The sequence below is a fragment of the Streptomyces sp. NPDC006925 genome, assembly GCF_042869575.1.
In the GTDB taxonomy this organism is placed as follows: Bacteria; Actinomycetota; Actinomycetes; order Streptomycetales; family Streptomycetaceae; genus Streptomyces.
In genome coordinates this window covers 34,671-54,313 of the sequence record NZ_JBIAGB010000028.1, presented here as the reverse complement: position 1 = coordinate 54,313, position 19,643 = coordinate 34,671, and the positions used below count along the sequence as shown (strand labels likewise).

Sequence of the window (19,643 nt, the reverse complement as noted above, 5' to 3'; positions counted from 1 at the left end):
GGGTCAGGGTCGGCCCGTGAGCCGGAACGCCTCAGCCGTTGGCCTTCTCGTACGCCTCGCGAATGCTGGCCGGAACACGACCGCGGTCATTGACCTCGTACCCCTGCTCCTTGGCCCACGCGCGGATCTTCGCGGTGTCCTGGCTGCTGCTGGAACCCGATCCCGAGCGGCTCCCCTTTCCGCGCGAGGAACGGCCGCCGGTGCGCCGACCGCCCTTCAGATAGGGCTCCAGCGCGGATCGGAGCTTGTCCGCATTAGCGGTCGTGAGGTCGATCTCGTAGGACTTACCGTCCAGCGCGAACGTCACCGTCTCGTCCGCCTCGCCGCCCTCGAGGTCGTCGACAAGAAGAACCTGAACCTTCTGTGCCACCTGATACTCCCATTCGTCCTGGATAACGGATTACAGATACCGACGTGGAAAGCAAACCGCTTTTCTCTGGGAAACACAAACCCTGTGCCGAGTTTGCCCGGCGGCTCCGCTGGGATTGGCGGGATCTTTCGGACATAGTGGCGGGCCTTCGCCCCCGGTTCACAGATGCAGCAGCATCCGGCTGTTGCCCAAGGTGTTGGGCTTCACCCGTTCGAGACCCAGGAACTCGGCCACACCCTCGTCGGGGGAACGCAGCAGCTCGCTGTAGACATCCCCGTCCACCGGGGCCTCGCCGATCTCCATGAAGCCGTGCTTGGCGAAGAACTCGACTTCGAAGGTGAGGCAGAAAATGCGCCGCACCCCGATCCAGCGGGCGGTGCGCAGGAGCTTCTCCAGCAGCAGATGTCCGACGCCGGTTCCGCGCCGGGACCGGTCCACGGCCAGAGTCCGGACCTCCGCGAGGTCTTCCCACATGACGTGCAGCGCGCCGCAGCCCACGACTTCCGCGTCCGCGTCCCGTTCCGCCACCCAGAACTCCTGGATGTCCTCGTAAAGGGTCACGGTGGCTTTGTCGAGCAGGATGCGGTCACGCGAGTAGGCGTCGAGCAGCTGGCGCACCGCCGGGACATCGGCCGTGCGGGCCCTGCGGATGGTGATCTCGGATAGCGGTGCGCGTTCTGTCATGAACGGACGCTATCGACCCTCGGTCTCGCCGCCCGCAGCGGGGGGATCGAGATGGACACCGTTCAGATGTGCGACTCGCAAGGCGGTCCGCAACACCTCGGCCTGTTCCGGGGACATCATCCCGAAGAAGTCGACAAGAGCGGCGGCGGGGTTGTCACTGGCCGACCACGCCTCATGCATGAGAGCGGCCGAGTATGCGGCCCGGGTGGAGACGGCTGCATAACGATAGGCGCGGCCTTCTTGGTCCCGGCGCAGCCAGCCCTTCTGGCGCAGGTTGTCCATTACGGTCATCACCGTCGTGTACGCGACGGTGCGTTCCTTCTGGAGATCTTCGAGGACTTCCCGCACGGTGACCGGGCGGTTCCAGCGCCACACCCGGGTCATCACGGCGTCTTCCAGCTCTCCCAATGGCCTCGGCACAGAAGAACAATAGTGGAAAATGTCCGAATCGAGGAAATTACCCGGACGGTGGGCGGGGTGCACCGGAGCCCGGAGTCCGGTGCGGCGGGTACCCCGGGTCAGTTCCGGCGCTGGTGCCCGGCCGCCTCGGCGCGCGCGGCGGCGGCGTCGACGATGCCGTCCTCCTTCGCCTTGTTCGCGCCGCCCTGGGTCTTGACGATCGTCACGATGAGCGCCGTGAAGGCCACCGCCATCACGAGCGGCGGGGTCAGTGCGGCGACGTAGTCCATGCCAGGGCCTCCTCGGTGAACGGAGCCCCCAGGGTAACGCCGCCCCCCGCGGCCGGACCGGCAGGGCGGGGCGGCGGCGGGGCGGCGGCGGGGCGAAGGCCGGACGGTGGGGCGGAGCAGCAGGGGAGAGCGGCGGTGGAGAGCGGCAGGGCGGAGGAGCAGGACGAGGCGAGGCACCAGGAGGTGCGGGCCCGGCCGAGCGGACCGGCGCGGCCTCGTGCTTCCCGGGCCGGCGGTGCGCGCCCGGCGGAGGCACGCGCCCGGCGGAGACGGAAACCCGGCGGAGACGGAAACCCGGCGGAGACGGAAGCCCGTGAGGGTGCGGGGCCGGAGCGGCGGGACCGGCAGCGGCAAGCCCGCGGGACAGCGAAGGCGCGAGGCCGCGCCGGGAGGCGGTCACACGGCCCGGCGGTGCGCGACCGGTGCGCGACCGTCGGCGCGTGCCGCGTCACACGGGGACGGCGTGCGGCGGCAGAAGCGCCTGCCCAGGGCGGCCCCGGGCGGCCCGCTGCTCGGTGCCCGGCTCCGCGTCCGGCTCCGCGTCCGGCTCGCTCGGGGGCGCGGGCGGGGTCCGGCGGCGCCGGGGCGGAAAGACCTCGGCGGGGGTGGGCACGGGCCGCGACGGGGTGGCGGGGCGCTCGGCGGGAGCGGGCTCGGCCGGGCCCGAGGGCTTCCCGGGCCGCCGGGGCGCCGGTTCCGGCCCGTCGCCGTCCTCCTGCTCGCCCGCCCGCACAGCGGGTACGCGGGACGCCTGACGGCCGCCCTGCGGCCGGGGCAGCCGGGGCACGCGGGCCTCCTCGGCGCGCCGCAGCAGGCCCGTGCGGCGGGCGGCCTCTTGCGGGCCCACCGGCTGGGCGCACAACCCGCGGAGCGCGGAGAGGTCGGCGGGAGCTGGGAGGTACCCGGCGGCGAGAGCGTCCTCGAACTGCTCCAGGTAGCCGGCCGCGGCGCCCGGAAGTGCCGCGCGGTGGCGGGCGAGGTCGGCGCGCACGAAGGAGCGCAGCCGAGCGGCCTCACCGAGCGCCTCGTCCACGGCCCGGACGAGCCGCAGGTACTCCTGGACCCGCTCGGGCGCGGGGTCGGACTGGAGGGCGATGGCGAGAGCGCCGCCGAGCACACGCAGCTCGTGCGGGCCGAACGCCACGCCGCCTCGGGAACCGTATGGCGTGGGCATGCGGCGACGATAGAAGGCGCGAGAACCAAATGTACGTATTGCCTGATTTACGGCGTGGCGGCCTCCCCCGCCGCCACGCGGGACGCCGCCGCCCGGCAACACCTCCCCTGCCGACACCTGAACGACGCAGACGCGCAGACACGCAGACACGCAGACGGGCAGACACGCAGGCGGGCAGACGCGCAGCCGGCACGCACGGCGGCACGGACGCCATCGGCGCGCGGACCCCGCGGGAACCGCCCGCCCGACGCGCAGCCCCCGCGTTCAGCTCCGTTCGACGTTGCGCTCGTACACCATCCGGAGGCCGATCAGCGTCAGCCAGGGCTCGTGCTCGTCGATCACCGTCGACTCGCCCAGCACCATCGGGGCGAGCCCGCCGGTCGCGATGACGGTGACGTCCTGCGGATCGTCCGCCAGCTCCGCCGCCATCCGGTTGACGACCCCGTCCACCTGGCCCGCGAAGCCGTAGACGATGCCCGCCTGCATCGCCTCGACGGTGTTCTTGCCGATCACGCTGCGCGGCCGGGCGATCTCGATCTTGCGGAGCTGCGCGCCCCGCATGCCCAGCGCGTCCACCGAGATCTCGATACCGGGTGCGATGACGCCGCCGACGTACTCGCCGCGCGCCGAGACCGCGTCGAACGTGGTGGCCGTGCCGAAGTCGACCACCACGCACGGGCCGCCGTACAGCTCGACCGCCCCCAGCGCGTTGATGATCCGGTCGGCCCCGACCTCCTTCGGGTTGTCCATCAGGATCGGCACACCGGTCTTGACCCCGGGCTCCACCAGGACCGCCGGGATGTCCCCGTAGTAGCGCCGGGTGACCTCGCGCAGTTCGTGCAGGACGGAGGGGACGGTCGAGCAGATGGCGATGCCCTCGATGTTGTCGCCCAACTCCTCGCCGAGCAGCGGGTGCATCCCCATCAGCCCGTTCAGCAGCACGGCCAGCTCGTCCGCCGTACGGCGCGCCTCCGTCGAGATCCGCCAGTGCTCGACGATCTCCTCGCCGTCGAACAGGCCCAGCACGGTGTGGGTGTTGCCCACGTCGATGGTGAGCAGCATCAGTGCTGTTCCTCCCGCAGGTCCAGGCCGATGTCGAGCACCGGCGCGGAGTGGGTGAGCGCCCCCACCGCGAGGTAGTCGACGCCGGTGGCCGCGTACTCGGCGGCAGTGGCGAGGGTCAGCCGCCCGGAGGACTCCAGCCGCGCCCGGCCCGCCACCAGGGTGACCGCCTCGGCGGTCGTCCCCGGGGTGAAGTTGTCCAGCAGCAGCAGATCGGCCCCCTGGTCGAGCACCGGCGGGATCTGGTCGAGGCTGTCGACCTCCACCTCGATGGGGGTGTCGGGAAACTCCGCGCGCACCCGCGCGAACGCCTCGGCCACCCCGCCCGCGGCGATCACATGGTTGTCCTTGATCAGCGCCGCGTCGGACAGCGACATCCGGTGGTTGACCCCGCCCCCGCAGCGCACCGCGAACTTCTCCAGGGCACGCAGCCCCGGCGTGGTCTTGCGGGTGTCGCGCACCCGCGCTCCGGTGCCCTCCAGCGCGTCCGCCCAGGCGCGGGTCGCGGTCGCGATCCCGGAGAGCCGGCACAGCAGGTTGAGGGCGCTGCGCTCGGCGGTGAGCAGGTCGCGGGTACGGGTGCGGACCGTCAGCAGCCGCTGCCCGGCGGCCACCCGGTCCCCGTCCAGCGCGTGCCGCTCCACCTCGAACTCGTCGGTGCACACCACCGAGAGGACCGCCTCGGCGACCCGGAGCCCGGCGACGGTGCCCGCCTCCCGGGCCGTGAAGTCGCCCGTGGCGACGGCCTCCTCCGGGATGGTGGCGACGCTGGTGACGTCCACACCGCGGTCGAGGTCCTCCTCGACCGCCAGGTGGGCGATGTCCTCGACCTGCACGGGGTCCAGGCCGGAGTCGCTCAGCAGCTGCGCCAGATCGGGGTCCAGGCCGCACTCCAGCGGGTCGAGCCCGTCCGGGTCAGGCTCGGCCGAGCAGCCGCAGCCGTCGCCGCAGCCACCGCCCTCGGACGGCGCCGAGGGGCCCCGGCCGATCTGGAGGAGGGGGAGGTCGTCGGTCACTGTTGCTCCTTGGGCAAGGCGACAACCGGCGGGAAGGCGGTCGTCCGGGTGGTACGGAGAGTGAAGGGGAAAGTGTCCGGGGCGGCTTCTTCCGCTCCGGCCGCGGGGGCGCCGGTGGCCACGTCGGCGCCGGGGACCAGGTCAGCGGCAGCAGCCTCGCCGGCGCCGACAGCGGCGACGGTGGCAGCGGGGGTGGTGGCGGCAGCGGGAGCGGTGACGGTGACGACGAGGTGCCGGCCCCACCGCTCGTCGTCCCGGTCCGGGTGGTCCTCACGCCAGTGGCAGCCGCGGGTCTCCTCGCGGCGGAGGGCCGCCGCAACCAGCACCCGGGCCACCAGATGGAGGTTGGTCGTCTCCCAGGTGTCCACGCCCGGCTCGGGGCGCTTCTCGGCCGCCGCGCCGGAGAGGGCCGCCAGCCGCTCCGCAGCCCCCGCAAGGGAGGCGGCGGACCGGAGCACTCCGGCGCCCTCGGTCATCACGCGCTGGATGCGGGTGCGCGCGGAGGCGGGAAGCAGCGCCGCCCGCGCCGGACCGGCGGTGTCCGCGGGTCGCGCGGGCGCCGCGGACCCGCCGCCCGGACCCGCGGCCGGGTCGAGCACCGCCTCGGCGATCCGCTCCGCGAACACCAGGCCCTCCAGCAGGCTGTTGGAGGCCAGCCGGTTGGCACCGTGCACACCGGTGCAGGCCGCCTCGCCGCAGGCGTAGAGGCCCGGCACGGTGGTACGGCCGTGCAGGTCGGTGCGGATGCCGCCGCTGGCGTAGTGGGCCGCGGGGGCCACCGGCACGGGCTGCGTCACCGGGTCGATGCCGTGCGCCCGGCAGGCGGCCAGGATCGTGGGGAACCGGGTCTCCCACATGTCCGCGCCGAAGTGCCGGGCGTCCAGGTACATGTGGTCGGTGCCCTGCTCGGCGGCGCGCCGCATGATGCCCTTGGCGACGATGTCGCGCGGCGCCAGCTCGGCCAGCGGATGGGCGCCCCGCATGAAGCGCACCCCGGCGGCGTCGACCAGATGGGCGCCCTCCCCGCGGACCGCCTCGGAGATCAGCGGCTGCTGGCCCTCCGCGTCCGGGCCGAGGTAGAGCACCGTCGGATGGAACTGCACGAACTCCAGGTCGGAGACCTCGGCACCGGCCCGCAGCGCGAGGGCGACGCCGTCACCGGTGGAGACGGCCGGATTGGTGGTCGCGGCGAACACCTGGCCCATGCCGCCGGTCGCCACCACCACCGCCGGCGCGTGGACGGCGCCGACACCGTCGTGCTGCCCCTCGCCCATCACATGCAGCGTGACGCCCGCCGCCCGCCCCTCGGCGTCCTTGAGCAGGTCCAGGACGAGAGCGTTCTCGACGGTGCGGATGCCCTGCTCGCGGACGGCCTCGACCAGGGCGCGGGAGATCTCGGCGCCCGTCGCGTCGCCGCCCGCGTGGGCGATGCGGTTCCGGTGGTGGCCGCCCTCGCGGGTCAGTGCTATCTCCCCGGTGCCGCGGGAGGTGTCGAAGCGGGCGCCCGCCGCGATCAGCCGCCGCACGGCCGCGGGCCCCTCGGTGACGAGCGTGCGCACCGCGTTCTCGTCGCACAGCCCGGCCCCGGCCACCAGAGTGTCGTCGAAGTGCTGCTCGGGGCTGTCCTCCTCGTCCAGCGCCGCCGCGATCCCGCCCTGTGCCCAGCGGGTGGATCCGGCGTCCAGCCGGGCCTTGGTGACGACGACGGTGCGGGCTCCCCCGGCGGCGCAGCGCAGCGCCGCCGTCAGCCCGGCGACCCCGGAGCCGACCACGACGACGTCCGCCTCCAGCGTCCAGCCCGGCGGGGGTGCGGGCAGCGCGGAACCGGCCGGGACGGGTGCGGCGCTCATCGTCCCGCTCCGAGGTGCAGCGGAACGTTGTCGATCAACCGCGTCGCGCCCGCGCGGGCCGCGACGGCGAGGACGGCGTCGCCCTGCCAGTCCTCATCGGTGATCACGGTGAACCCCTCGGGGTCGGCCAGGGCCGCGTAGTCCACGTCAAGTCCCTCCTCCGCCGCGGCGTCCAGCACCCGCCGGGCGGCGTCCAGCACCGCCGCCGGCCCCTGCGGCACGGCCCGTTCCCCGGCACGCAGGGCGCGGGAGAGGGCCAGGCCGAGGGCGCGCTCCGGGCCGCTCAGATAACGGTTGCGGCTGGAGAGGGCGAGCCCGTCCTCCTCCCGCACGGTGGGAACGGCGACGATCTCCACCGGGAAGTCCAGGTCCCGCACCATCCGGCGGACCAGGGCGAGCTGCTGCGCGTCCTTCTGCCCGAAGAACGCCGCGTCGGGCGCCGTGAGGTGGAGCAGCTTGGCGACGACGGTGAGCATCCCGTCGAAGTGCCCGGGCCGGGAGGCGCCCTCCAGCACGGTGCCCGTCGGCCCCGCGGCGATCCGCACCCGCGGCTCGCCGCCCGGGTAGACCTCGGCCGCGGAGGGGGCGAAGACCACGTCCGCGCCCTCTTTCCCGGCGACCTCCAGATCGGCCTCCAGGGTGCGCGGGTAGCGCTCCAGGTCCTCACCGGCGCCGAACTGCAGCGGGTTGACGAAGACCGTCACGACGACCTGGCCCTGCGGACCCACCCGGTCCCGGGCCGCGCGCACCAGCGCGGCGTGACCCTCGTGCAGGGCGCCCATGGTCATGACGACTGCCCGGTCGCCCGCGCGTGCCAGGGCGCGCAGTTCGGCAGCCGTACCGATGACTCGCGGCGTCATGCGCCCGCCTCCCCGTCCCGGCCGTCTCCCCGGTCGTCGTCTCGACCGTCGCCCGGGTCGTCTCCCGGCGCCGGCGGGGCGTCGCCGGCAGGTCCGGCACCGCCGGACGAGTCGTCGTCCGGGGGGCCGCCGCCGGGCGCGCCCGCCGCCGCCAGCACATCCAGCAGCGCCTCGGCGGGCTCGGGCCGCAGCAGACCGTGCGCCAGGGCCCGGTCGGCGGTCGCGCGGGCCATCGCCAGATATCCGGCCACCGTCTCCGGTGCGCTGCGGCGCAGCTCCTCGACGTGCGCCGCGACGGTGCCCGCGTCCCCGCGGGCCACCGGGCCGGTCAGCGCGGCGTCACCGGAGCGCAGCGCGTTGTCCAGGGCGGCGCCCAGCAGCGGGCCCAGCATCCTGTCGGGGGCCTGCACCCCGGTGGCGCGCAGCAGGTCCATCGACTGGTTGACCAGCGTGACCAGGTGGTTGGCGCCGATGGCGAGGGCCGCGTGGTACAGCGGACGGGCTTCTTCGGCGACCCACTCCGGCTCGCCGCCCATCTCGATGACCAGGGCCTCGGCCGCCAGCCGCAGCTCCTGCGGCGCGGTCACCCCGAACGCGCACCCGGCCAGCCGCTGCACGTCCACGGCCGTGCCGGTGAACGTCATCACCGGGTGCAGCGCTAGGGGCAGCGCCCCGGCGCGCAGCGCGGGTTCCAGTACCGAGATGCCGAACCGGCCGGAGGTGTGCGCCACCAGTTGGCCGGGGCGCACGGCGCCGGTCCGCGCCAGGCCGGACACCAGGTCCGGCAGCGCATCGTCGGGCACGGTCAGCAGGACCAGCTCGGAGCGGGCCAGCACCTCGGCCGGGTCCACCAGCGGCACGCCGGGCAGCAGCTCGGCCGCCCGGCTGCGGGACGCGTCCGAGACACCGGAGGCCGCGACCGGGCGGTGCCCGGCCAGCCGGAGCGCCGCGGCCAGCGCCGGGCCGACCCGTCCGGCGCCGACGACGCCCACGGACAGCCGCGCCGGGCGGTCCTCGGCGCGGGCCGGGGCCACGGGCTCGGGCCTGCCCCCGGCGCCGGGCCGGGAGGCGCCCCCGGTGCCGTCCGGGGGAGGGGAATGGTGTGCGTTCACGAAAGCGGCCTTCCGTATGCGTTCCGGTCCGCTCAGTGGCCGGTACCGGACGAGACCCCGCCATGCTAAGCCCTCCGCGCCCGGCGCCGGAGGGGCCGGGGTGCGGTCCGGGAGGCCCACTGCCGTGCCCCGTCCCGGCCCGCGCGGGGGCCGGAGGAGGGGGCAGCGGCGCGGTCCGCGGCGCCGCCGCCGGACCCGAGCTCCTGCCCGGCCTCCCTGCGGGCCACCCACCACGCCCGCAGGAGCTTCGCCTCGTGGCTGCCGGGGGCCGGGGGCGGTGCCTGACCGTGCGAGCCGAGCCGCCAGATATCCAACGCGTACTGATCCGTGAGTGCCATGTGCACCACGGTGCGGCGCTTCCGCCACCCGAGCACGCGGGTTGACCGGGGCCGTCAATCGACCCGGCGCGGATTGACGACCCTGGTCAATCGAGGAAGAAGCCGCAGCGGAAAGCCGGGTTCCGGCAGGGGGCGGTGTCCGACCGGGAAGGCACCATAGGGGCATGAGCGTCACCATCGACATCGCCGGGCTGCCGCTGGAGCGCATCGTCTTCGCACCCTCCCCGCTGGCGGAGCTGGGCGCCGCGCTGCACACCCTCTCCGAGCCCGGGCACCATCCCCGGGCGCACAACTGGGCGACCGCCGTGAACGCCGCCCTCCCGCCGGAGTTCGCCGACCGGCTGTGCGAGGCGGACTTCCTGTGGCGTACGACGTTCTCCGACCTGCTGATGGGCTTCGCCGGGCTGGGCGACGCCGCCGTGCGGCCCGGCGCGACGCTCGCCGAGGACCTGGACGTGGTGGACAAGCTGGACGACGAGCAGTTCGTCACCACCGCGCTGGAGTTCACCTGCGGCGCCGACTACGCGGCCGCTGCCGGGCTCTCTCCGCTGTCGGACGCGGCGCTGCGCACCCGGGCGGTGGAGCTGGCCGCCGCACGGGGGCCGCAGCAGCGCCGGTTCACCGAGCGGCTGCTGGAGGACCCGCCCGCCGTACGGGCCTGGGTGCGGCGCCTGTTCGAGGACTGCGAGCAGGCGTTCTTCGCCGACACCTGGAACCGGGTGCGCGGCCAGCTCGCGGCGGACGCGCGGCAGAAGACGGAACTGCTGCGCCGCCGGGGGCTGGCGGCGACCCTGGAGTCCGTCTCCGCCGCGCTGTCGACCGACGAGCGGGGCTCGGTCATCGCCGTGGACAAGCTCGTCAGCGGGCGCACCACGGCCGTCGATCCGGCGGTGGGCCCCGGGGTGACCTTCGTCCCGTCCGTCCACCAGTGGCCGCATCTGATGGTGCTGTACCGGCACGGCTGGCGGCCCGTCGTGCACTATCCGCTGGCGTCGCGGGAGCTGTCCGGGCCGCTGTCGGTCGAGCAGTTCAAGCTGCGGATGGAAGCGCTGGCGCACCCCATGCGGATGCAGCTGTGCCGGAGCCTGGCGCGCGGCCCGTACACCACCGGCGAACTGGCCGACCACCACTCGGTCAGCTCCCCGGAGATCTCCCGGCACCTGACCGTGCTGAAGAAGGCCGGTCTGATCACCGCGCGGCGGCGCGGCCGGTACGTCCAGTACCAACTGGACCTGAAAGTGGTGGGACGGCTGGGCAGCGACTTCCTGGAGACGGTGCTGCGCTGACCGCCCCCGGCGGTGCTGCGCCGACCGCCCCGGCGGTGTCGGCGCACCGCCCGGGGCCGTCCGCGGCTCCCCGCCGGGCGCCTCACTGGCTCCCGGCGCGCACCAGGCCCGTCTCGTACGCCAGCACCACCGCCTGCACCCGGTCCCGCAGCTCCAGCTTGGCCAGGATGCGGCCCACGTGCGTCTTGACCGTGGCCTCGGACAGCACAAGCCGAGCGGCGATCTCGCTGTTGGACAGGCCCTGCGCGATCAGGGTGAGGACCTCGCGCTCGCGGTCGGTGATGCGGCGCAGCTCCTTGGCGACCGGTTCCGAGGACGAGGCCGGCAGCACGGAGGAGAAGCGGTCGATCAGCCGCCGGGTGGTGCTGGGGGCGACGACCGCGTCCCCGCTGCGCACGGCCCGGATCGCGGCCAGCAGGTCGCCGGGCGGCACGTCCTTGAGCATGAAGCCGCTGGCCCCGGCCTTGAGCGCCGAGAAGGCGTACTCGTCCAGGTCGAAGGTGGTCAGTATCAGCACCTTGGGGTCGCCCGGCCCGCCCTCGCCGCCCTCGCAGATCCGGCGGGTGGCCTCCACGCCGTCGACGCCGGGCATCCGCACGTCCATCAGCACCACATCCACCGGCTGCTCCCGCAGCACGGCCAGCGCCTCCGCGCCGTCGCTCGCCTCCGCCACGACCTCCATGTCCCGCTGCGCGGTCAGCACCATGCGGAATCCGGTGCGCAGCAGCGCCTGGTCGTCGACGAGCATCACACGGATGGTCATGGCAGGTCCTCGGGTTCTTCTCGGCTCGGGCAGCGGCACGGCGGGTTCGGTGGGTTCTGCGGATTCTGCGGATTCGGCGGGGACGGCGGGGACGGCGGGGACGGCGGGATCAGCAGAGGCTCGGTGGGCGGTGGAGGGAGCGGGTCCGGGGCGCGGGCCGGACGGTACCCGGCGGGGTGAGCGGCCTCAGTCCGCGCCCTTGAGGGGGAGGGCGGCGCGGATGCGGAACCCGCCTCCGGAGCGGGGCCCGGCCTCCAGCGCGCCTCCCACCATGCCGACACGCTCACGCATCCCGATCAGCCCGTGTCCGAGGCCGTCGGAGCCGCCGTCCTGGTACAGCTCGCGCTGGGCGCCGCGGCCGTCGTCCTCTGCGAGCACGGACAGTTCGTCGTCCCGGTAGCGGAGCTGCACGGTAGCGCCCACGTGCGGCCCGCCGTGCTTGCGGGTGTTGGTCAGCGCCTCCTGGACGATGCGGTACGCGGTCAGCTCGACGCTGCTGGGCAGCGGGTGCGGGTCGCCCTCCACCCTGAAGTCGACCGTCAGACCGGCACCGCGCACCTGCTCGACGAGGTCGGCGATCTGCTCGACGCCGGGCTGCGGCACATACGCGTCCCCGTCCCGCTTCGCGGTGTCGCCGCTGCGCAGCACGCCCAGCAGCCGGCGCATCTCGGCGAGGGCCTGGCGGCCCGTCCCGGAGATGGTCTCCAGCGCCATCCGCGTCTGCTCGGGCGAGGCGTCCAGCACATAGGAGGCGCCGTCGGCCTGGACGACCATCACCGAGACATTGTGCGCCACCACGTCGTGCAGTTCGCGGGCTATCCGGGCGCGCTCAGCCGCGACGGCCACCTTGGCCTGGGCCTCGCGCTCCTTCTCCAGCCGCTTGGCGCGCTGCTCCAGCTCCACGTAGTAGGCGCGGCGGGTGCGCAGCGAGTCGCCGAGCACCCAGGCCAGCACGAACGCCAGGGTCATGAAGAGGGTGCCGAAGACGTCGGCGGTCGGATTGTGCGGCGAGCTGGGCCAGCGCAGCGTGTCGATGGTGGGGGCCAGCAGCGCCCCGGCCAGCGCCCAGCGGGAGGCCCAGCGGGTGTGCCGGGAGGCGACGGTGAAGAGGATGACGAGGAAGGCGAAGTTGCCGGGAAACGGCCCCACGTCGGCGATCACCTGCGTGACGCCGGTACCGGTCGCCAGCAGCAGCATCTTCTCCGGTGCCCGCCGCCGCAGCGCCACCACCAGGCTCAGCGCGAGCGAGATCGGGACGATGGCGATCAGCTGGCCGGTTCCCCGCGGCAGCGGGTCGGAGGCGTCCGGGCCCGGGGGTGTCGACACGCTCGCGACGATCCACAGCGACGACAGCATCAGCAGGAACACAGCCCAGAGGCTGTCCACCCAGGTGGGGTGCCTGCGGATGAAGTCGTAGAGCCGATTCACGTAACTAAGCGTATGCAGGGCAGGCACGTGCGGAGGTCAACCGGACGGCCGATCCCTGGCCGCCCGCCTACTCCGCAAGGTGGAGGGCAGGGGTCCGCACCAGCGGTGAGACCGGCCCGGATCCGTCGTCCCCACCCCCGGCCACCGGCCGCCGACGGGATCCGATGCGGTGCCGGTACCCGGATCCGCGAGTCGGCACGACCTCCGCGGCGGCCCTAGGGTGAGGCCGTGCACAACGAGCCGCCCGGGTGGCGCACGGCCACCGAACACGCGCTCTACGGGCCGGACGGCTTCTACGCCCACCAGGTCCCGGCGGCGCACTTCCGCACCTCGGTGCACGCCTCGCCGCTGTTCGCCGAGGCCGTGGCGCGCCTCCTGCTGCGGGTGGACGAGGCGCTGGGGCACCCCGCGCCGCTGGACCTGGTGGATGTCGGGGCGGGCGAGGGCGAACTGCTGACCGGAGTGCTGGCGGCGCTGCGGACCCGGGAGGCGGCCGGCGGCGAGGTGGCGGCCCGGCTGCGCCCGGTCGCCGTCGAACGGCGGGCGCGGCCCGCGCGGCTGGACCCGGCGATCGGCTGGCAGCAGGAGCTGCCGGAGCCGGGGACGTGCACGGGGCTGGTGTTCGCCAACGAGTGGCTGGACAACGTCCCCGTGGACGTCGCCGAGTACGACGCGGCGGGCACCGCGCGGCTGGTGCTGGTGGAGCCGGACGGCACCGAGCGGCCCGGCCCCCCGGTGTCCGGCGCGGACGCGGACTGGCTGGCCCGCTGGTGGCCGCCCGAGGGGGACGGCGCGCGGGCCGAGATCGGGCACCCGCGGGACACCGCGTGGGCGCGCGCCGCGGGCGCCCTGCGCCGGGGTGCCGCCGTCGCCGTCGATTACGCGCACCGGCGGTCCGACCGGCCGCCCTTCGGCACGCTCACCGGCTTCCGGGCCGGACACAGCTGCCGCCCGGTGCCGGACGGGTCCTGCGATCTGACCTCCCATGTCGCCCTGGACGCGGTGGCCGCCGCGGCGCCGGGCAGCAGCACGCTGCTGACCCAGCGGGCGGCGCTGCGGGCGCTGGGAGTGACCGGGCGGCGCCCGGCGCTGTCCCTGGCCTCCGGCGACCCCGCGGCCTACGTGCGGGAGCTCGGTGCGGCCGGTGCGGCCGCGGAGCTGCTGGATCCCGGCGGTCTGGGCGGATTCGGCTGGCTGGTGTGCGAGGTGGAGTGCGCCGCCGGTCCCTGGGGATGAACCGGCCCGGGCGGGTGACCCCGACCGGGCGAGAGGCGCGGCCCCTGGGGTGAACCGGTCCCCGAAGGCGGCCGCCCTCCGGGGCGACCCCGCCCGGAGTGCCGGTCGCCGCACGGGCTCTTATGCTCGCCGCAGGCCCGGCACCGCCCGGGCGGCGGGCAGCGGCGCCCGGCCGGGCCGACGAGCGGAGGAGTCCGGGGTATGGCGCGGGAATGCGATGTCGTCGTGCTGGGGATGGGACCGGGCGGCGAGGAGGTCGCGGGGCGGCTGGCCGAGGCGGGTCTCGACGTGGTGGGCGTCGAGGCGGAGCTGCTGGGCGGCGAGTGCCCGTACTGGGCGTGTGTGCCCAGCAAGATGATGGTGCGGGCCGGCGATCTGCTCGCCGAGGCACGGCGGGTGCCGGGGATGGCGGGCACCGCGCGGGTGGAGCCGGGCTTCGCTCCCGTCCATGCCCGGATCCGGGACGAGGCGACGGCCGACTGGGACGACGCGGCGGCCGTGGAGCGGTTCACCGCCAAGGGCGGCCGCTTCGTGCGCGGCCGCGGCAGGTTCACCGGAGCGGGCCGGGTCGAGGTCGATGCGGCTGCCGGAGCGGAGACGTTCGCCGCGCGCATCGGCGTCGTCCTGGCGACCGGCAGCGCCCCCGCGGCGCCGCCCGTGCCCGGCCTCGACCAGGTGCCGTACTGGACGAACCGGGAGGCGGTCTCCGCGGCGGAGGCCCCGGAGTCGCTGCTGGTGCTCGGCGGCGGCGCGGTGGGAGTGGAACTGGCCCAGTCCTACGCCCGCTTCGGCACCCGGGTGACCCTGGTCGAGGCGTCCGAGCGGGTGGTCTCCGCGGAGGAACCGGAAGCCGGCGACCTGCTGCTGGAGGTCCTGCGCCGGGAGGGGCTGACGGTGCTGACCGGAGCGCGCGCCGGTGCGGCGCGGTACGCGGACGGCGCCTTCGTCCTGACGCTGGACGGCGGCGAGGAGGTGTCCGCACAGAAGCTGCTGGTGGCGACGGGACGCCGGCCGCGGCTGGACGCGCTGGACCGCGCGGCGCTGGGCCTGGACGCGGAGGCCCGCCGGGTGGAGGTGGACGCGCACATGCGCGCGGCACCCGGTGTCTGGGCCCTGGGGGATCTGGTCGGCGAGGGCGCCTTCACCCACGTGGCGATGTACCAGGCGGACGTGGCGGTACGCGCCGTGCTGGCCGCGGCGGGCCGGGGCGAAGCGGGCCCCGGCGCCGACTACCGCGCGGTGCCCCATGTGACCTTCACGGACCCGGAGATCGGTTCCGTGGGGCTGACCGAGGCCGCGGCGCGCGAGCGGGGGCTGACGGTCCGCACCGGGACGGCCCGGGTGCCGGACGGGATCCGCGGCTGGATCCACAAGGCGGGCAACGACGGTCTGATCAAGCTGGTGGAGGACGCCGAGCGGGGCATCCTGGTGGGCGCGACGGCCGCCGGGCCGATGGGCGGTGAGGTGCTCTACGGGCTCGCCGTGGCCGTCCGCGCAGCCGTGCCCACGGCGACGCTGCGCGACATGATGTTCGCCTTCCCCACCTTCCACCGCAGCGTCCTGGAAGCGCTCGGCGACCTGGCCGCGGACTGAGAGCCCCGCCGCGGGCCGAAGCGCGGCGAAGCGCGCCGGGCCGCGCCCCGGCCGCACGGGGTGCGCCGTCGGCCGCGCGCCGTGTCCATGCGCGCTGTCGCACGCCGACCCGCCCGCGGACAGTCCGTCGGCAGGCGTGCCGGCCACCTGGCGGTTCCGCCCGCTCAGGAGCTCTCGATCGTCTCCAGTTCGACCTCCTGGCGGGCCACGGCACGGGCGTCGGCGTCGACCGAGCGGCGCAGCGCCTCGTGCAGCTTGGCCGGGGTGAGCACGCCGACGAACCGGTCCCCGGCGTCCAGCACGGCGATCCATCCGGCGTCGTGCTGGAGCATCGTGCTGAACGCCTGCTTGAGGGTGGAGCCCAGCGGCAGCCACGCCTCCATCCGCTGCGCGTGGTCGCCGACCGTCCCCGAGCCGTCCCCGCCCCGGACCGACGCCTCGACCAGGGCGGCGGCCGAGACCCAGCCGTGCAGCTCCTCGGCGCCGTCCAGGACCACGGCCCAGCGCGCGCCGTCGGTCGCCATCCGCGCGGCCGCCTCGGCGAGCCCGTCGCTCAGGTGGAGGGTCGGCGGCTGCTCCAGGTCGCCGGGCTCTATCGGGGTGACCGACAGCCGCTTGAGGCCGCGGTCGGCGCCGACGAAGTCGGCCACATATCCGGAAGCGGGAGCGCCCAGCACGGTGGCGGGGGTGTCGAACTGCTCGATCCGGCCCTCCCCGTAGACGGCGATCCGGTCGCCGAGGCGGACGGCCTCCTCGATGTCGTGCGTGACGAACAGCACCGTCTTGTGCAGCCGCGACTGGAGCCGCAGGAACTCGTTCTGCAAGTGTTCGCGCACCACCGGGTCCACGGCGCCGAAGGGTTCGTCCATCAGCAGCACCGGCGGATCCGCGGCCAGCGCCCTGGCGACTCCGACCCGCTGCCGCTGGCCCCCGCTGAGCTGCTCGGGGTAGCGGTCACCGAATACGTGCGGGTCCAGGCCCACCAGGTCCAGCAGTTCGCGGGCGCGCTCCCGCCTGCGCGCCTTGGACCAGCCCAGCAGGTGCGGAACGGTGGCGGTGTTGTCCAGCACCGTGCGGTGCGGGAAGAGCCCGGTCTGCTGGATGACGTAGCCCATCCGGCGGCGCAGCTCGACCGGTTCGGCGCGGGCGATGTCGGCGCCGTCGACCAGGATGCGCCCCTCGGTCGGTTCGATCAGCCGGTTGACCATCTTCATGGTGGTGGTCTTGCCGCAGCCCGAGGGCCCGACGAGGGTGACCAGTTCCCCGTCGGCGACCTCGAAGGAGAGCCCCTCGACCGCGACGGTCCCGTCGGGGTAGCGCTTGGCCACGTTCTCGAAGCGAATCATCTGCCCATCCTCGTCTCCGGCCCGTTCCCGGCTGTTGCCCCGGCCGCTCCGGTCGTATGCGGACAGCGAAACACAGCCCGCCGACAATCCTCCCGGCAGCCGTGCTGATCCCGCGGACAGCGGATGAACCGAACGGTTCCGGGGTACGGCACTCCGGACTGATTGTCAGTCCGCCGGGATAGGGTCGGCCGTCATCGTGGCATGACACTTCACAACGTCGTCCGAACGGCATCGTCCGAACGACATCGTCCGAACTCCGAACACAATCATCCGAAGAACGTCGTCCGAGCACCGCACAGCGCGGGGAGGTGACAGATGAGCAGCACGGCAGCAGGCGGCCCGCAGGGCTGCCTCGCGCAGAACGACTGGCTGTGCTGGACGTATGTGCGCACCCGGCAGAGCGAACTGCTCGACGCGACGGTGGAGCACGTCTGGATCACCGCGCTCTCCGTCGCGATCGCCCTGACCATCGCCCTGCCGCTGGCGGTGGCGGCCCGGCGCTGGCGCGCGGCGCGCGCCCCGGCGCTGGGCGTGACGACGATCCTCTACACGATCCCGTCGCTGGCGATGTTCGCGCTGCTGCTGCCCGTCTTCGGACTGTCGGCCGCCGTGGTGGTGACGGGCCTGGTGCTGTACTCCCTCACGGTCCTGGTGCGCAACATCCTGGCGGGGCTGGACGCGGTGCCGGGCGAGGCCCGGCAGGCCGCCGAGGGGATGGGGTACGGACCGGGCAGGCTGCTGCTGGAGGTGGAGCTGCCGCTGGCACTGCCCGCGCTGCTGGCGGGGGTACGCATCGCCACCGTCACGGCGGTCTCGCTCACCACGGTCGGTGCCATCGTCGGCTACGGCGGGCTGGGCAACCTCATCTACGACGGCATGGAGAGCTACTTCAAGGCGCAGGTGCTGACCGCCTCGGCCATCTGCGTCGTCCTGGCTGTCGTCGCGGACCTGCTGCTGCTGTGGCTCCAGCGGATGCTGACCCCCTGGACCCGAGCGGGCGCCCGCAAGCGGGCCGTGCGCGCCCCGTCCGCGCACCCCGCGCCCGCGGCGCAGGACCTCGTGGGGAAGGCGGACTGAGCACATGGGCATCCTCACCGACGTATGGACCTGGCTGACGACCGGCTCCCACTGGACCGGGACCGGCGGCGTGCTCCAGCGGCTCGGGGAGCACATCTACCTGACGGGCGTCTGCCTGCTGCTCTCCTGCGCGCTGGCACTGCCGCTCGCGCTGTGGCTCGGCCATGTGGGGCGGGGCGGCGCGCTGGCGGTGAACCTCTCCAACGCGGGCCGGGCCGTGCCCACCTTCGCCGTGCTGGTGCTGCTGTCGATGGGCCCGCTGGGCCGGTACGGCGACTGGGCGACGATCGTGGCGCTGGTGCTGTTCGCGCTGCCGCCGCTGCTGACCAACGCGTACACCGGCGTGCGCGAGGCGGACCGGGAGATCGTCGAGGCCGCCCGAGGCATGGGCATGACGGGCTGGCAACTGCTGCGCCAGGTCGAACTGCCGCTCGCCCTGCCCCTGATCATGACCGGGGTGCAGACCGCCGCCGTGCAGCTCGTCGCCACGGCGACGCTCGCCGCACTGCCGGGCGGCGGCGGCCTCGGCCGGCTGATCACCGCCGGATTCGGCAACTACGACACACCACAGGTGGTCGCGGGCGCCCTGCTCGTGGCCGCGCTGGCGCTGCTGGTCGAGCGCGTCCTGACCCTCACCGAGCGGCTCCTCGACCCGATGCGGCGGCAGCCCGCCCGCCGCACGACGCCCGTCTGACGGCCCCACCAAGAACGACACCGGACGAATGGACGCATGATGGCTCGCTCCCGCACCACCCCCGACACCACCGCCCCCCGGCGCAGAACAGCGGCCCGGCGCGGTCTCGCCGCCGTCGGCACGGCCTCCGCGCTGGCCCTGACGCTGGCCGCCTGCGGCGGCAGCGACCTGGAGGAGAAGGAGTCCGGCTCAGGCGGCGGCAAGGGCAGTCTGGTCATCGGCTCGGCAGGCTTCACCGAGTCGGAGATCCTCTCCGAGCTCTACTCCGGAGTGCTGTCCGAAGCCGGTTGGAAGACCACGGTCAAGAAGGTCAAGAACCGCGAGCTGTACGCGCCCGAGCTGGAGAAGGGCCGCATCGACGTCGTACCGGAGTACGCGGCGACGATGGCCGAGTTCCTCAACGCCAAGAAGAACGGCGCCAAGGCCGAGCCGGTCGCCTCCAGCGACGCGGACAAGACCGTCGAGGCGCTCCGCGGACTGGCCGAGCCGCGCGGTCTGAAGGTGCTGGAGGCCGGCGACGCGGTGGACCAGAACGCGTTCGCCGTCTCCGCGGACTACGCCAAGAAGCACGACCTCAAGACCCTCAGCGACCTGGGCCGCTCCAAGGAGCGCGTCACCATCGCGGCGGGCGACGAGTGCGAGACCCGGCCGTTCTGCCGCCCCGGCCTGGAGAAGACCTACGGGATCGACGTCAAGGGCATAGACCCCAAGGGGGTGGGCACCAGCCAGTCCAAGCAGGCCGTCAAGGACGGCAAGGACCAGCTCGTGCTGACCACCACCACCGACGCCACCCTCGACCAGTTCGGCCTGGTGCTGCTGGAGGACGACAAGAAGCTGCAGAACGCGGACAACATCGTGCCGGTCGTCAACGCGAAGGACGCCGGTGACAAGAAGGTGGCGGACGCGCTCGGCAAGCTCACCCGCGCCCTCACCACCGAGGACCTGACCGAGCTCAACCGCAAGGTCGACCAGGACCGGGAGAAGCCCGCGGACGTCGCCGAGGAGTTCCTGAAGAGCAAGGGACTGGCGTGACACGGTTCGTCCGGTGTCGTCCCCCCGGCGGGA

The 19,643-nt window shown here is 74.1% G+C and carries 20 protein-coding genes; 6 read left to right on the top strand and 14 right to left on the bottom strand.

Annotated features, from left to right (window positions below; translation table 11 throughout):
* Nucleotides 1–31: 31 nt before the first annotated feature.
* From ACFYNS_RS27705 to ACFYNS_RS27655, 11 genes are all read right to left on the bottom strand, one after another.
* Nucleotides 32–370 (bottom strand): Lsr2 family protein, encoded by a 339-nt coding sequence (locus ACFYNS_RS27705; RefSeq protein WP_019355671.1) that lies wholly within the window; start codon nucleotides 368–370, stop codon nucleotides 32–34.
* A gap of 159 nt (nucleotides 371–529) precedes the next feature.
* Complete coding sequence (locus tag ACFYNS_RS27700) at nucleotides 530–1,054, bottom strand: amino-acid N-acetyltransferase (protein WP_360300943.1); 525 nt, start codon at nucleotides 1,052–1,054, stop codon at nucleotides 530–532.
* A gap of 9 nt (nucleotides 1,055–1,063) precedes the next feature.
* Nucleotides 1,064–1,474, bottom strand: a complete 411-nt coding sequence (locus ACFYNS_RS27695) for a BlaI/MecI/CopY family transcriptional regulator (RefSeq protein ID WP_075002861.1) — start codon at nucleotides 1,472–1,474, stop codon at nucleotides 1,064–1,066.
* A 98-nt stretch (nucleotides 1,475–1,572) separates the two neighbouring features.
* Nucleotides 1,573–1,743, bottom strand: a complete 171-nt coding sequence (locus tag ACFYNS_RS27690; protein ID WP_360300940.1) for a hypothetical protein — start codon at nucleotides 1,741–1,743, stop codon at nucleotides 1,573–1,575.
* Between the two features lie 448 nt (nucleotides 1,744–2,191).
* Complete coding sequence (locus ACFYNS_RS27685) at nucleotides 2,192–2,917, bottom strand: hypothetical protein (protein WP_388605548.1); 726 nt, start codon at nucleotides 2,915–2,917, stop codon at nucleotides 2,192–2,194.
* Between the two features lie 264 nt (nucleotides 2,918–3,181).
* A complete protein-coding gene (locus tag ACFYNS_RS27680; RefSeq protein WP_360302979.1) occupies nucleotides 3,182–3,979 on the bottom strand; it encodes a type III pantothenate kinase in 798 nt (265 codons plus the stop codon).
* Nucleotides 3,979–4,995: a carboxylating nicotinate-nucleotide diphosphorylase gene (gene nadC, locus ACFYNS_RS27675; RefSeq protein ID WP_360302977.1), complete on the bottom strand. Its 1,017-nt coding sequence runs from the start codon at nucleotides 4,993–4,995 to the stop codon at nucleotides 3,979–3,981. Before nadC ends, ACFYNS_RS27680 begins: the two co-directional genes overlap by 1 nt.
* Complete coding sequence (locus ACFYNS_RS27670; RefSeq protein WP_360302975.1) at nucleotides 4,992–6,845, bottom strand: L-aspartate oxidase; 1,854 nt, start codon at nucleotides 6,843–6,845, stop codon at nucleotides 4,992–4,994. Before ACFYNS_RS27670 ends, nadC begins: the two co-directional genes overlap by 4 nt.
* Nucleotides 6,842–7,705, bottom strand: a complete 864-nt coding sequence (gene panC, locus ACFYNS_RS27665) for a pantoate--beta-alanine ligase (RefSeq protein WP_360302973.1) — start codon at nucleotides 7,703–7,705, stop codon at nucleotides 6,842–6,844. The genes ACFYNS_RS27670 and panC overlap by 4 nt, the downstream gene beginning before the upstream one ends.
* On the bottom strand, nucleotides 7,702–8,739 hold the full coding sequence (locus tag ACFYNS_RS27660) for a Rossmann-like and DUF2520 domain-containing protein (protein ID WP_388605564.1): 1,038 nt from the start codon (nucleotides 8,737–8,739) through the stop codon (nucleotides 7,702–7,704). Before ACFYNS_RS27660 ends, panC begins: the two co-directional genes overlap by 4 nt.
* Before the next feature lie 143 nt (nucleotides 8,740–8,882).
* On the bottom strand, nucleotides 8,883–9,155 hold the full coding sequence (locus tag ACFYNS_RS27655; protein ID WP_360303509.1) for a hypothetical protein: 273 nt from the start codon (nucleotides 9,153–9,155) through the stop codon (nucleotides 8,883–8,885).
* Nucleotides 9,156–9,319: 164 nt separating this feature from the next.
* On the opposite strand from ACFYNS_RS27655, the gene ACFYNS_RS27650 reads away from it, so the two are divergent.
* A complete protein-coding gene (locus ACFYNS_RS27650) occupies nucleotides 9,320–10,441 on the top strand; it encodes a DUF5937 family protein (protein WP_388605547.1) in 1,122 nt (373 codons plus the stop codon).
* Nucleotides 10,442–10,523: 82 nt separating this feature from the next.
* On the opposite strand, the gene ACFYNS_RS27645 is transcribed toward ACFYNS_RS27650, so the two are convergent.
* Together ACFYNS_RS27645 and ACFYNS_RS27640 are read right to left on the bottom strand one after the other, a co-directional pair.
* Nucleotides 10,524–11,204, bottom strand: coding sequence for a response regulator transcription factor (locus ACFYNS_RS27645; protein WP_360303505.1), 681 nt, complete (start codon nucleotides 11,202–11,204; stop codon nucleotides 10,524–10,526).
* A gap of 186 nt (nucleotides 11,205–11,390) precedes the next feature.
* Entirely contained in the window at nucleotides 11,391–12,632 is a 1,242-nt protein-coding gene (locus ACFYNS_RS27640; RefSeq protein ID WP_360303503.1) for a sensor histidine kinase, read from the bottom strand.
* Between the two features lie 228 nt (nucleotides 12,633–12,860).
* Here ACFYNS_RS27640 and ACFYNS_RS27635 point away from each other — a divergent pair, with 228 nt between their 5' ends.
* Both ACFYNS_RS27635 and ACFYNS_RS27630 read left to right on the top strand, forming a co-directional pair.
* Complete coding sequence (locus ACFYNS_RS27635) at nucleotides 12,861–13,868, top strand: SAM-dependent methyltransferase (protein WP_388605546.1); 1,008 nt, start codon at nucleotides 12,861–12,863, stop codon at nucleotides 13,866–13,868.
* A 201-nt stretch (nucleotides 13,869–14,069) separates the two neighbouring features.
* Nucleotides 14,070–15,461: a dihydrolipoyl dehydrogenase family protein gene (locus ACFYNS_RS27630; protein WP_388605545.1), complete on the top strand. Its 1,392-nt coding sequence runs from the start codon at nucleotides 14,070–14,072 to the stop codon at nucleotides 15,459–15,461.
* Between the two features lie 164 nt (nucleotides 15,462–15,625).
* Here the strand turns inward: ACFYNS_RS27630 and ACFYNS_RS27625 are convergent, their stop codons facing one another.
* Complete coding sequence (locus tag ACFYNS_RS27625) at nucleotides 15,626–16,807, bottom strand: betaine/proline/choline family ABC transporter ATP-binding protein (protein WP_360302884.1); 1,182 nt, start codon at nucleotides 16,805–16,807, stop codon at nucleotides 15,626–15,628.
* A gap of 315 nt (nucleotides 16,808–17,122) precedes the next feature.
* Here ACFYNS_RS27625 and ACFYNS_RS27620 point away from each other — a divergent pair, with 315 nt between their 5' ends.
* The 3 genes from ACFYNS_RS27620 to ACFYNS_RS27610 are packed head-to-tail and all read left to right on the top strand — an operon-like array spanning nucleotide 17,123 to nucleotide 19,610.
* Nucleotides 17,123–17,884 (top strand): ABC transporter permease, encoded by a 762-nt coding sequence (locus tag ACFYNS_RS27620; protein WP_360302882.1) that lies wholly within the window; start codon nucleotides 17,123–17,125, stop codon nucleotides 17,882–17,884.
* 4 nt (nucleotides 17,885–17,888) lie between these two features.
* Nucleotides 17,889–18,578: an ABC transporter permease subunit gene (locus ACFYNS_RS27615; protein WP_360302880.1), complete on the top strand. Its 690-nt coding sequence runs from the start codon at nucleotides 17,889–17,891 to the stop codon at nucleotides 18,576–18,578.
* A gap of 36 nt (nucleotides 18,579–18,614) precedes the next feature.
* A complete protein-coding gene (locus ACFYNS_RS27610) occupies nucleotides 18,615–19,610 on the top strand; it encodes an ABC transporter substrate-binding protein (RefSeq protein WP_388605544.1) in 996 nt (331 codons plus the stop codon).
* Nucleotides 19,611–19,643: the final 33 nt, after the last annotated feature.